Here is a 13,274-nt window from a genome sequence, read left to right as displayed (position 1 = left end):
GTGGTGGATGAATCGCTCTGTTCTGAAGCACTAAAAGTGCTTTTTTTCTTGCGTCATTTTAACTCAGATATTATTATCAGTATATAACATAACAAAGGGGTATAAATTATGGAATTAGATAAAAATCAACATTCAGTATACTCTATTAACTATCATCTAGTAATGGTAGTTAAATATCGAAGGAAAGTAATATCTGATGAAATTTCAGGTTATTTAAGAGCTACTTTTGAACGGATTGGAGTTCCATATGGAATTGAATTAAAAGAATGGAATCATGACAAAGACCATGTTCACGTTCTGTTTAAATGCAATCCACAGATTGCTCCTGCGAAATTCATTAATGCTTATAAATCAGCTAGTTCAAGACTAGTTAAAAAGAATTACCCTGAAATTAAACAATATCTTTGGAAAGATGCCTTTTGGGCAAAAAGCTATTGCTTAATTTCAACTGGTGGAGTTTCAATCGACGTAATTAAAAAATATATTGAAAGGCAAGGACAAAAATAATGGTTTTAAAAGCGTTCAAATTAAGACTATATCCGAATAAAACTCAACGCACTCAAATGCACGTTAATTTTGGTTGTGTTCGTTTTGTATGGAATCAAATGCTTAATATGCACATTGAACGCTATAAAAACAATAAGCAAGCACGATTTCAAAATGCTTTTGCTATGAATAATATGCTAAGAGCTATGAAACTAGAGTTTCCTTGGTTAAAACAAGCAGAGTCTACTTCCTTACAAATGGCTAATCGTGATTTGGATGATGCTTTTCAAAGATTTTTTAACCCTAGTCTACAAAATGGCTTTCCTAAATTTAAGTCAAAAAAGAATGCCACTCAAAGCTACACTTCTAAATTTGTTAATAATAACATTCAAGTTGTAGATAACCATCATATTAAACTACCTAAGCTTGGCTTAGTGTATTTTAGAGGTGGTAGGATTTTAAACGGTAAAATTAAGGCAGTTACCGTTCGTGTCAATTCAAGGAATCAATATGAAGCTAGTGTTTTAGTAGAAAACGAAAACCAAGTTTTCGAAAAAACTAAAAAAGTTGTCGGTATTGATTTAGGATTGAGGAATTTAAGTATTACTTCTGATGGTCAAAAAGAAGATATTTTTAAAACTAGTGATAAACTCAATAAGAAATTGAGAATTTGGGAACGTAAAAAGTCTAGACGTTATGAAAATGCTAAAAAAGCGATAGCTTTTGATAAACATGAAAAAGCTTTGTTCCCTAGAACTGAACTAACTCAATTTCTTAGATACCAACAGGCTAGAAGAACGGTTGCTAAAATTAAGAAACAGATTGCTAACCGCAGAAAAGATAATCTTCATAAACTAACAACTAAGTTAGTTAAGCAATATGATGTAATTGTAGTTGAAAATCTGAGTGTTAAAAACATGATGAAAAATCATCATCTATCAGCTTCAATTGCTAATGCTGCTTGGGGTATTCTAGTTAGTCAATTAAAGTACAAATGTGCATGGTATGGTAAACAATTAATCATTGTAGATCCTAAAAATACCAGTCGTATTTGTCATGAATGTAAACAAAAAAATCACGAGATTGATAACCTGACTCAAAATGAGTGGCTAAATACTCGTGAATGGGATTGTCCTAATTGTCATACACATCTCGATAGAGATGTTAATGCAGCTAAAAATATCTTAGCTAGAGGATTAGAAACTCTAGCCTAATAATAAAACGGTATGGAACGTACCGTGGTAACAAAGCAGTGACCGCTACCGACTTAGTGAAAAGCTAGACTGGCAAGTTTGCTGTGTTCCCAGAATCCCCAACTTCAAACCGTTAAAAAACGAAGTTTTAGGTTAAGTTGGGGTAGTTCAATTTCTACTTAAAAACTCTGTCACGCGCTGGACAACTAACGAACGGTTCTCTCCTTTAAAAGTATGACTTCCGCCCCGAACGAGGTGGACTTCGCAGTTCATGCAGTACCGTTGGTATTCTTTGACCGCGCTGACGGGGATCACTACATCATCTGTCCCATGGATAACTAACATGGGTCCAGAAAACTGTGCAGTTGTTTCCATAATCGGCAAGGTTTGCGCGGTCCGAAGAAACCTTCCGTCCATTAGAACGTTGTCGATCATGATTTGCTCGGGAATATGGAAGGGGTCAAACCTGCTTTGCCAGATCTGGCCCTGACGGGCAAATTCTTTAACGCTAACCGCCGGGGCAAGCAGGACTAAGCGGTCAATCCAATCATGATAGTAGCCCGCTAGCATACCGGCAATAACACCACCAAGTGAGTGTCCCAGTAGGTAAATATGCTTGATACCAGGTAATTGGCGGGTATAAGTGAGGATCGTGTCCGCCTCACTTATTTCCTGGGGAATAGTCATTTCTTGGTAGCTTCCCTCACTATGACCCCGACCGGAAAAGTCAAACCGGACCGTGGTGAAACCACTAGCCACCAAAGCGTGGCTTAATTGGGATAAGAGGTCGTCCGGTTGGTAGCCACGATCGCCTTTGAAACCGTGAAAAAGGATAACTGCAGTATCGCTTGGTGTTGGGGGATATTCAATAATTCCCCGAAGCGCTTGTCCAGCGTTATAAAGTGTTACTACCTCGTCCATCACATCTTGCCTCCTTTTTTCAAATTATATCCTATCTATTACGGAAGTGGAATTGAAATAATGAGACGACTATGGTAAAAATAAAAATATTATTAAAGAAAATAGGAGGACTAGCATGGGAGAGAAAAAACAGCCTAATCATATATCGCTGAAGCGGACGCTGACATCTGGACAAATGGAAATGATTGCTCTAGGTGGGACAATCGGAGTGGGATTATTTATGGGCTCCACCTCAACCATTAAGTGGACCGGACCATCCGTTCTTCTCGCTTATGCTATTGTTGGTGTACTCCTGTACATGATCATGCGGGCATTGGGAGAGATGATTTATCTCAATCCTGGAACAGGTTCATTTGCGGATTATGCAACCGACTATATTCACCCTTTGGCCGGGTATCTTACTAAATGGAGCAATGTTTTTCAGTACATTGTCGTAGGTGTTTCAGAAGTCATTGCTGCTAGCGAATATTTAAATTATTGGTGGCCTAAGTTACCAACATGGGTTTCGGGGATAGCGGTGATTATCATATTGACTTTGGCTAACATTGCCTCGGCGAAAGCTTACGGAACTCTGGAATTTTATTTTGCGATGATAAAGGTCGTAACAATTATCATGATGATTGTTTTAGGCTTGTTGGTAATTTTTGCCGGCTTAGGCAATAACTGGCACCCACTGGGCTTAGCTAACCTTTGGCGTCATGGCGGCTTTTTCCCTGGTGGCCTCAAGGGCTTCATCTTTTCGATGTCAATCATTGTGGGTTCCTATCAAGGGATCGAGCTGCTCGGGATTACTGCTGGCGAAGCGGCTGAACCGAAGCATGCAATTGTGGCTTCGGTTAAGTCCATCGTTTGGCGGATCTTGATCTTTTATATTGGGGCGATCTTTGTGATCGTGACAATCTACCCATGGAATCAGCTTAAGGCAGTTGGCTCACCATTTGTGGAGACTTTCTCCAAAGTGGGGATCACTGCAGCCGCCGGCATTATCAACTTTGTGGTCCTAACGGCAGCTATGTCAGGAGCTAACTCCGGGGTTTATAGTGCTAGCCGCATGCTGTTCAAATTAGCCCATGATCATGAAGCTCCAGCGGTCTTTAAAAAGTTATCTAAGCATTTAGTCCCTAATGTTGCAATTTATGCGATTGCGGCGGGGATTTTCATTGGTTTTATTTTGAACCTAGTAGTGACAAGTTGGAGTAAAACGGCCGGGGATCTTTTTGTGATTGTGTACAGTTCAAGCGTGCTTCCAGGGATGGTGCCGTGGTTTGTGATTTTACTGTCAGAACTGCGTTTTCGGCGGCAGAACCAAGAAGCAATGGCAGACCATCCCTTTAAGATGCCCCTCTATCCGCTATCTAACTACATTGCGATCATCTTTTTAATCTTGATCGTTGTCTTTATGTTCATCAATCCCGAAACGCGGGTTTCAGTCACGGTCGGAGCAGTGTTCCTGTTGGTATTATCAGGGCACTACATGCTGACGCGCCAGCGGAGCAGTAGGGCAGATTAATGTTAGAATAGGACTATAATACATTTAAGAAATAGGGGATTAGAGTGAACAATAGAATTAAAGCGATCCTTACACCACGGTACAATTGGCTGATGCTATTGTTGGATCTAGTAGTGCTCGGAGCGAGCATTTACCGGCTCAACATCTACACTGCATTTATCGTGTTGGTGGACTTGAGTTTTGCGTTGCAAAACGGAGTGACACTGCACGGTTACCGTCTGCAACAGGGAACTCAATTAACCGCCAATAAACGTGAAGCTTTACTCCAGTTGGAAGCCAACAACATGGGGAAAGTTCTGGCGGCGTTACTATACTTAGGCGGATATTATTTTCCGTTTCATGATTCAGCCAATATGCTTCAAAACGGGGCAGCTGTGTTGGTAATGGTCTTGGCTTACTTTATTTTTGCCCAAGCTTATTATCGATGGCAGAAGCGTAAAATTAGTGATTAAGTTGGTTGACAGGGACTAAGAATCAGCTTATACTCAAAATAATTCTTATTCGGAAAGGAGATTTACCATGAATAATTTACAACCACAAGTAAACTATCGTTGGCAAAGCCGGCACTAGGGTTGTATTGCATTGCGCAGATACGACCCACCAGATCGTATCTGTGCCGGTAAATCTTCATGCCCGCACGGATGTTACCCGTGCGGGTTTTGCTTTTTAGGCATCACCTGCAGTAAAAGGGTGGTGCCTTTTTTTATACCACGATCTGGTCAGGAAGAGATTTAAAAGAAGGGGAGATAGTAGTGAAAAGATTAATTACAACCATCATTGTCTTGTTAGGTGTATTGGGGTTTGCTTTTGTCAGTGAACACCAGGCACAAACTGCCCAACAAAAGCGACCTGTTGTGGGGGTCTTGCAGACCCTAAGTCACCCGGCGCTAGACCAGATCAGGAAAGGCATTATTGCAGGGTTGAAATCAGAAGGGTATGTTGATGGGAAAAACGTGGTCTTGGACGTTGAAAATGCCCAGGGCGATCAAAGTAACCTCAAATCAATGGCGGATAAGTTTATGAACAAAAATGCCCGTGTAACGGTGGGAATTGCGACCCCTGCCGTCCAGGCGTTGGCTAACCAAACTACGGCAACCCCGGTAGTTATGGGGGGGATCAGTGATCCATTAGGAACAGGCTTGGTAAAAAGCTTGCAACATCCTGGAGGCAAAGTGACGGGAACTAAAGAACAAGAACCAGTCGCGCAGCAGGTTGCAATGATCCGGGCGATTATGCCAAATTTGAAAACAATTGGTGTCCTGCATACATCAAGTGATGATTCGTCAACTGCTGAATATCAGGAATTCAGAAAATTGATGGAAGCCCATGGCGTAACCGTAAAATCCTTCACCATTACGTCAACCAATGATATCAGTCAAACAGCAGAAACCATGGTGCGCCAAGTCGAAGCAGTTTATGTGCCGACAGATAATACAGTTGCTTCTGGGATTATGACCTTAGCTAAAGCAGTTGATGGGGCAAAGATTCCGCTTTTTCCTGCAGTGGCAACGATGATGAAGCCCGCTGGTGTGGCAACCATTAGCTCTAGTCAGTTTGATATGGGTGTGGTGACCGGGAAGATGGTTGCCCGAGTTCTTCGCGGGGAAAAACCCGCAACCATGGCAGTTGAACAGACTAAAAAAGTCGATACGACAATCAACCTCAAGCAAGCTCGGAAGCTAGGACTGACAATTCCACAGCGGTATGTTGACGCGGCAGAAAAGAGAGGGGAGATTATCCAATGAGTATGGTAACATCGACGATCGGACAGGGATTATTATGGGGGATTTTAGGCTTAGGCTTGTTTTTAACTTTTCGCATCCTAGATTTTCCAGACATGACGGTGGAAGGAACGTTTCCTTTTGGGGCGTGTGTTTGTGTCGAAGCCTTAGTTCATGGCGTTAATCCGTTCTTAGCAACCCTCTTGGCTTGTGGGGCGGGAATGGTAACGGGTTTGGTAACAGGTTTGCTCTATACCAAGGGCCGCATTCCGATCTTATTGGCTGGAATTCTGACCATGACCGGGGTATATTCCATTAACTTGCGTCTTCTGGGCAAAGCCAATGTCGGCTTGCTCAACCGGGCAACCTTACTGAATTTACCGCATTTACAACAACTCCCCCAGGGTTTTGCTAGTGTTATCGTGGGGTTGGTCGTAGCAGTGGTGGCGATCGTGGGCCTAGCTTTATTCTTAAACACAGATTTGGGCCAGGCGTTTATTGCCACGGGTGATAATGAAAAGATGGCCCGGTCTTTGGGGATCAATACCGATATGATGAAGATTTTGGGCTTGATGTTAGCCAATGGGTTGATCGGCCTAGCCGGCGGTTTACTAGCACAAAACGGTGGTTATGCAGATGTTAATATGGGGATTGGGACAATTGTTATCGGCCTGGCCGCAATCATCATTGGTGAAGTAGCCTATGGCGAATTAAGTTTGACAGCCCGGTTAGTAGCAGTGGTCGTCGGGAGTATTCTTTACCGGCTGATTTTATTAGCAGTTCTTCAGTTGGGCTTCAATACCAATGATTTCAAGTTGTTATCTGCGGTGATTTTGGCAGTTTGTCTGATGTTACCGCTATTGCAAGCAAAGTTTCACGTGAAACAATTACTGCACAAGGGGGTTGAACGACCATGAGGGAAGCGTTATTGGAACTAAAAAATATTTCTACCCGGGTCAACCTTGGTACTAAAGAAGAAAAAACTATTCTTCAAGATATTAATTTGAAAATTATGCCGGGAGACTTCATTACTTTACTAGGAACTAATGGTGCGGGCAAATCGACACTCTTGAACGTAATCAACGGAACTCTGCAGCCGACCAGTGGCCAGGTCTTACTCCAAGGGCGAGACTTGACGGGGATGTCCGAAGTCAAACGGGCGAAGTTTATCGCCCAGGTTTTTCAAGATCCTAAGCTGGGAACTGCGCCCCGGATGACGGTGGCTGAAAACCTCCTGTTAGCTACCAAGCGGGGGCAACGGCGTGGATTGCGGATGCGTCATCTTAGAGGGCAGATGGCCGCCTTTAAGGAGCGGGTGGCCCAACTACCAAACGGGTTGGGAGAGCGACTGCAAACATTTGTGGGTGACTTGTCTGGGGGCCAACGACAGACATTGAGCTTCTTGATGGCAACAATTCAAAGACCAGAACTATTACTTCTGGATGAACATACTGCAGCACTTGATCCCAATACCAGTCGTGACCTGTTACAGTTAACCGATGATGTTGTGGCCCAGGAGAAATTGACTTGTATCATGATCACCCACCAGTTAAAAGATGCTCTGAAATATGGGAACCGTCTATTGGTGTTGAATGCTGGTCAAGTTGTGCTGGATGTGCGGGGCGAAGGCAAACAACAACTAACTGAAAAAGAAATTTTGCGCTACTTTGCCGATTGAAGACCAGGATGCTTACTTACTCTGCTACCCGGCATATCGTAAAATATGTGCTGGCAGGAGTTTTTTAACTTATAAAAGGCCCCAAGAGCACATATTGTACAATATTGCGTGTCTCATCGACTAAGGACGGTTGGGTGTGCTAAAAATTTTTCAAAAAAGAAACACTGAACAAAATTCTGTCCAGTGTTTCTTTTTGTTAATAGTTATTTGTTTTATTTATGCTGTAATACATTGACTACGTCGGGAACAAGCTTCCCGGTAAGATCTTTGATTTGGCGGGTTGAAACGGGAGTGAAACCTAGTTTTTCTGCCACCCGCGCTGACTGCGGGTTGTCAGCGCGGTGACAGAGCCAGATGGTTTTGAAATGTAGCTGCTTAAAGGCAAGATCGATTAAAGCGCGGGACGCTTCGGGAATCAAGCCTTGGCCCCAGTATGGTTTGCCAATCCAATAGCCGAGTTCAGGTTCATCATCATAGTGGGAGACAGAATCTTCACCTAATTTTAAGCCGACGGCTCCGAGTAATTTACCCGATTGCCGGTTAGTGACCGCATAGGTGCCTTCAATTTGCAAAAAGTCGGTAATGTTGTCACGGCTGTTAGCCACCGAAGTATGAACAGGCCAGCCGGCGATTGGGCCGATATCCGGGTCTTTAGCCAGCTCATATAACTCAGGCGCATCATCTTCGCTGAAAGCCCGCAACACTAAGCGTTCGGTTGTAACTGTTGGCGGGAAATAGACGCCCTGGGCGGGAAGGGCGTGCGCAAAAGCGTGGTGATATTCTGCCAAGCTCTCATTAGCCCCTTCAGTAATCAGTGCTTCATTTTCTTCTACTGTAAGGTCAGTTGTCCCAAAGAACTGGTCCTGTAACCATGCCCGGTAGCGTTCAAGGGCTTGGAAAAAGGCCACCCGCGTGTGGTCAAGATTCTGAGCGTTAACGGCTACCGTCAGCTGGAGGTCCTGTTGGGAGTTAGTTGGCAAAGTAACCGCAGTCGGTTCAGTTGCGGAAAAATTAACCGTGATCGGCCGCATACTAGGGTCGGTTGTTTCAGACCATTGGACGGTTCGGTACAATTCGGCCCTAACGGCGTCGTTGGTTATGGCTGGATCAACCTGGACCCAAATTGGTGCTGGTTGGGGGGTCAGTTCAGCTGGGACATCATCAGTTGCTTCAAAGTCAGGATAATCTTCTTGATAGGTGTAGAGTAATTCGTCAGCTAAAGTCCAGACTTCCCCTGGGGTAAAGAGTGCCTCAGAGTGCATTAAGGTGTCACGGCGAGCAATTACCTGAAGGGCAATAAGGTTGACGAGGGTGGTAGCTGAAGTGAAGTCCCCCTTGATAATGAGCTTGATGTCGGCAGGAAGGGGAATCATTTCATTGAGCCAGGCACAAAAGTGCTGGGCCTCAACAGCAATTTCAGGTGCAAGGGTTGGCTTAAGTTGGAGTCGGATAATTGCCATAAAAACACTTCCTTAGAAAAATCTTTGTTCTTAGTATACAAGAAATCAGCCCGGATGGGCAGGAGCAGTGAACCGTGTTAGGATTAGGAAGAAATAATCATTAACTAATGAGGTGAAAGTAATGGAAGAGAATACCCAGAATATGCTGGTGGGAAAACCGTATACGCCAGCAACAGACGAAATTCACGCAATTTCACGGCGAAGTCACCGCCTGTGTCATGACTTCAACCAACTCTATGACACTGACCGTGAACAGCGGAATGCAATTGTTGATCAATTACTAGGAAAACACGGGCAAAATGTTTATTTCCAAGGCCCAATCTATTTTGACTATGGGCAGTTTACAACGATTGGTGACTATTTTTATGCTAATACCAATTTAACCGTGCTTGATACTTGTCCCGTTACGATCGGCAATAATGTCATGTTAGGCCCTAACGTCGGTCTCTTGACGCCCCAGCACCCGTTACTTCCGGAACAACGGAATGTCCGTGAATGGCAGGGGAAGATGCTTGACTATGAATACGGTGCTCCGATTACGATCGAAGACAACTGTTGGCTCGGGGGCAATGTTACTGTCCTGGGTGGGGTAACAATTGGTGCCGGCAGTGTAGTTGGCGCCGGTGCTGTGGTGACCAAGAGTGTGCCCCCTAATTCCCTGGTGTTAGGAGTGCCAGCCCGGGTTGTGCGGACGATTACTGAAGCTGACCGCTTAGCCGATTGGCCATATTAAGTAATGAAAAGGAACCACGATTCTAATCCTGAGAGCAGTAAAAGCTCCGCGGAAAAGAACTTCGTGGTTTTTTATTGCATTTTTCGCCACGGGGTAACTTTTATGTTATGCATACCATAATATATGCATATATTAGTGAAGTGTTTTTCGCAAACGTTGTCCCGATAGTGGGTGCACTAGTGAGTCAAGAAAGGACAATTGTAGTTTATAGATAAAAATACTTTGAGGCAAAATTTTTGATTTTTTAAAAATTAGGGTGTATTTTTAAAATTATGAGCGGTATTTAAGAATTTTTTAAAGAAAAACAGCAATACATACTTTGATATCGTTCAAATTATTTTTATCTAGGATACGCTAAAAGTGGGAAAATATTCCTAAATTTTTAGTGATTTCTAGGTGTATATTGGTTAGGGGGAACAGATATGGTTTCAAAAAACAATCACCAATTATATCAGCAAAAAGCTGCTGATCAAAAACAACGTTGGGGCGTACGGAAGTTGTCTGTAGGGGTAGCTTCGGTTTTATTAGGAACTACTTTCCTACTGCACAGCAACCATGCAGTATCAGCTAACACGGTTGCCAGCGGTACTACACCAAGCACCACAGCGCAGACGGATAGTAAAGATACAGTAAGACAGGGATCGGAATACACATTGCGGTCCAGTGTTGCACCCACAACTGCCACAGCTGGAGTTGGAAAAGACACTACTGCAACGCCAGTCCAACCAGCTGACAATGCGGCTAAACAAAACAATCAGCAAGCGGCTAATACGGATACGCAAACTAACACCGCACAACCAGCAGATAAAGCAGCCGCAACTAGCACAAAAAAAGCTAGTGACCAAACAACAACACCGGCCCAACCGGCAAAACCAGCTGTAGTTCAAAAGAACGTAAAACCGGCAGCGGCGCCAGCAACCACAACGACAAGTCCGGACCCAACAACACCGGATAAGTCGATTGATACGGCTATCATCAATGATAAGAACAACCTGGCAAACGAATGGATGAATTTGCCACAAGGTAAAATGAAGATTTACATCACGGTGAAAGGCTTGGATAACAAGATTTATGTTTCTTCATATGCTGATGCTCAAAAGAAACTCAAATCAGTACTTGTTGACAACCGGCTAGATCCTAATAGTCTTGAATTTCATTTGATGTTTGAAAATATTGATACTAAACAGAATATTGCTACTATGTTTGGTTGGGAAAAAAATGTAATTCAAGTAGATACCAGTCGCCTTGGAGCTGATGGAATCGTTGCATACGGTGAATCGGGTAAGGTATATCAAATTGGTTTGAATCATGACGGCGGTAGCTATGATTATTACGAAAGAATGGTTGAATTGGGCAAAGACATCAGCCAGGTAGGAGCTTTCTACATGACAGATCCTATTGAAGCTAATGATACTGTTTCTGTGACTATTCCAATTAAATATGTCGGGAATAAGAATCAGACAACACACATCTTCCTTGCTAGTTACTACAAGGGATACAAGGGCTATCCAGGGTTAGATTTGGGATTTACTACATTACACCCAGAACAAATCGAAATACCAGCCAAACCAACAACTGATAAAGACACTGTTACTACTGGGATCTACAATAATCCCCAGATCACTACTTCAGACTGGCTCAAGATGGTTCATGGTGAAGCGATTGCTTACTATACTGCCAAGGGCAAAGATGGTAAGACTTATGTGACGGGCTATGTAGCTGCTAACGGTAAGTCGCAGTCCATCATTAACGTGGAACAAATCGATTTGAGTACCCTGGAATACCACCTGATCTACCACAATGGTGACAAGGAAGTTGGCTCTGGGTTATGGGCTAACTTTGCTGATGGTAAAACAATCGCAATTGATACTAGTCGTTTAGGCGCCGATGGTCCGCAGTTAAAGAGCCAACAAGGTTGGTCCTATAAATGGGCTATTAATGGAGGCGGTGACAGAGGTATTTATTATAATAGTTGGGCAGAATATCTCAAGGCTCACAACAATGTAGGGGACCAAGCTACCCAAATTTCCCTGACGGGGACCGTCATTAAACCGGACGATACAATAGAATTTGTTATCCCGATTAAGTACATTGGGCAACTTTCTGATCGGGTCCATGCCCTGCCATTTGCATCAATCATTGATGATTATGGGAATGGCTTTACCCGCAACAGGGCAGATCTTTACTTTACCAAGGTTTACAAAGACTTAAGCGAGGTTAAGCAGGTAGTCATGCTTCCGACTGAGTTCATGGGGGAACAACCTGGTCAATCAGACTGGAAGCTCGTTAAGGAAATTTCCAAAGATATGCCAAATGGGTGGGATGCCCTTAAAATTAGCAACTTCCCAACCTATAAGGGATCATTCAATATGGATTCACTACCAAAAGGGGACTTACCATCGGTTGTTTATGGCAGTGCGCAATACTTTATTGACCTAAGCAAAATTCAAGAAATTTTTGCTAACCATGGTTACACGGTCAAGTATGCTAACAACAACGGTAAAGCTCAGGAAATGCCATTCTATGCATACACCACCCTGCCACTGGCAAAACGTGTTGATGATGATAGACCTGTCTTGAATGACCCATCTATCTGGGTAATCCAAGTTCAAGCTGTGCCTGCTATTATTTTAAATAAGGATCAACACTATGTGGCAGATCCAAATGCTAAGCCAGGGGACACCACTTCAATGATTGATGAGATTTATGCTGCTGATGACGCAGGACAGCGGAAGACGCGCGATCAACTAGAAAAGTTGCCAAAGACGGACGTGGATATTAGTTATGAATACCAAGCTCCAGGGGTTGCTACAGCTGTTGTGGTTGATAAGGTCGATTTGACTAAGGCGGGGGTATACACTGTCACTTACAGTCATACTTATGCTAATAATCAAGTAGTTAAGGATAGTCGCAAGGTTTATGTCGATGATGTTAAGCAAGAAACCAAGGACATTACTCGAACAATTATTGTCCACGCGCCAAACGGAACTGACCAAACAGTTATCCAAAAAGCAACATTGACACGGGAAGTGATTCTTGATGCAACTACTGGGGAAATCAAATCTGCGGGTGAATGGTCTACTGCTAAGTGGGAAACATACTCAGCTCCAGAATTTAAGGGTTACACTCCAGACAAAGCTCAAATTGATGAAACTACTGTGAACGGGGACACTCAGGATACAACTGTTGAGATTAGCTATACAGCTAACAAGCCAACTACGCCAGAGCAAAACAATGATCAAGGCCAAAAGCCACAAACTAACGATCAGGACCAAAAGCCACAAACCGTAGAGCAGGTAACAAAAACTGGCAAGGACAATGTAACGGTTAATACTCGGAGCCAAGCTCCAGCGCCAGTAGTTCAATCAGCTCAGGCTCAAAAGTTGCCACATACTGGAGAAGCTGAAAACCGCTTAGGAATCTTAGGCGTCTTAACAGCTACGCTCGGGATGTTAGGTTTAGGCTGGAAGAAACGTGAGAGACAGTAATTTTGCAAATAGACTATATTGAAATAGTAAAGCTAATTAATGCTGTGATTTATACAGAATTATAGATTATCTTTGTTTATTTAA

The 13,274-nt window shown here is 43.3% G+C and carries 11 protein-coding genes; 9 read left to right on the top strand and 2 right to left on the bottom strand.

All coding sequences use genetic code 11. The annotated features are described in order from the left end of the window. Nucleotides 1-108 precede the first annotated feature (108 nt). Nucleotides 109-507 (top strand): IS200/IS605 family transposase, encoded by a 399-nt coding sequence (gene tnpA / locus V3C97_RS07535; RefSeq protein WP_338434174.1) that lies wholly within the window; start codon nucleotides 109-111, stop codon nucleotides 505-507. After that, nucleotides 507-1,700: an RNA-guided endonuclease TnpB family protein gene (locus tag V3C97_RS07530; RefSeq protein ID WP_338434173.1), complete on the top strand. Its 1,194-nt coding sequence runs from the start codon at nucleotides 507-509 to the stop codon at nucleotides 1,698-1,700. The genes tnpA and V3C97_RS07530 overlap by 1 nt, the downstream gene beginning before the upstream one ends. A gap of 147 nt (nucleotides 1,701-1,847) precedes the next feature. Here the strand turns inward: V3C97_RS07530 and V3C97_RS07525 are convergent, their stop codons facing one another. Then, the gene (locus V3C97_RS07525) at nucleotides 1,848-2,600 is read right to left on the bottom strand and encodes an alpha/beta hydrolase (protein ID WP_338434172.1); all 753 of its coding nucleotides are present in this window, start codon (nucleotides 2,598-2,600) and stop codon (nucleotides 1,848-1,850) included. 115 nt (nucleotides 2,601-2,715) lie between these two features. Here V3C97_RS07525 and V3C97_RS07520 point away from each other — a divergent pair, with 115 nt between their 5' ends. The 5 genes from V3C97_RS07520 (at nucleotide 2,716) to V3C97_RS07500 (ending at nucleotide 7,509) form a co-directional block, all read left to right on the top strand. Further along, complete coding sequence (locus V3C97_RS07520; protein WP_338434171.1) at nucleotides 2,716-4,110, top strand: amino acid permease; 1,395 nt, start codon at nucleotides 2,716-2,718, stop codon at nucleotides 4,108-4,110. Between the two features lie 44 nt (nucleotides 4,111-4,154). Then, nucleotides 4,155-4,562 carry a hypothetical protein gene (locus V3C97_RS07515; protein WP_268889115.1) on the top strand — a complete coding sequence of 136 codons (408 nt, stop codon included), beginning with the start codon at nucleotides 4,155-4,157 and terminating at the stop codon, nucleotides 4,560-4,562. Between the two features lie 300 nt (nucleotides 4,563-4,862). Beyond that, nucleotides 4,863-5,855, top strand: coding sequence for a tryptophan ABC transporter substrate-binding protein (gene trpX / locus V3C97_RS07510; protein WP_338434170.1), 993 nt, complete (start codon nucleotides 4,863-4,865; stop codon nucleotides 5,853-5,855). Beyond that, a complete protein-coding gene (locus V3C97_RS07505; RefSeq protein ID WP_338434169.1) occupies nucleotides 5,852-6,748 on the top strand; it encodes an ABC transporter permease in 897 nt (298 codons plus the stop codon). Before trpX ends, V3C97_RS07505 begins: the two co-directional genes overlap by 4 nt. Further along, nucleotides 6,745-7,509, top strand: a complete 765-nt coding sequence (locus V3C97_RS07500; RefSeq protein ID WP_338434168.1) for an ABC transporter ATP-binding protein — start codon at nucleotides 6,745-6,747, stop codon at nucleotides 7,507-7,509. The genes V3C97_RS07505 and V3C97_RS07500 overlap by 4 nt, the downstream gene beginning before the upstream one ends. A 212-nt stretch (nucleotides 7,510-7,721) precedes the next feature. Here the strand turns inward: V3C97_RS07500 and V3C97_RS07495 are convergent, their stop codons facing one another. Beyond that, the gene (locus tag V3C97_RS07495; RefSeq protein WP_338434167.1) at nucleotides 7,722-8,969 is read right to left on the bottom strand and encodes a GNAT family N-acetyltransferase; all 1,248 of its coding nucleotides are present in this window, start codon (nucleotides 8,967-8,969) and stop codon (nucleotides 7,722-7,724) included. A 121-nt stretch (nucleotides 8,970-9,090) separates the two neighbouring features. Between V3C97_RS07495 and V3C97_RS07490 the strand changes: the two genes are divergently transcribed. Together V3C97_RS07490 and V3C97_RS07485 are read left to right on the top strand one after the other, a co-directional pair. Next, nucleotides 9,091-9,702 (top strand): sugar O-acetyltransferase, encoded by a 612-nt coding sequence (locus V3C97_RS07490; protein ID WP_338434166.1) that lies wholly within the window; start codon nucleotides 9,091-9,093, stop codon nucleotides 9,700-9,702. Nucleotides 9,703-10,124: 422 nt separating this feature from the next. Continuing rightward, complete coding sequence (locus V3C97_RS07485) at nucleotides 10,125-13,190, top strand: mucin-binding protein (RefSeq protein ID WP_338434165.1); 3,066 nt, start codon at nucleotides 10,125-10,127, stop codon at nucleotides 13,188-13,190. Nucleotides 13,191-13,274: the final 84 nt, after the last annotated feature.

Source organism: Ligilactobacillus saerimneri (assembly GCF_036689625.1).
Lineage (GTDB): Bacteria > Bacillota > Bacilli > Lactobacillales > Lactobacillaceae > Ligilactobacillus > Ligilactobacillus saerimneri.
This window is presented reverse-complemented; position numbering and strand designations above follow the sequence as displayed.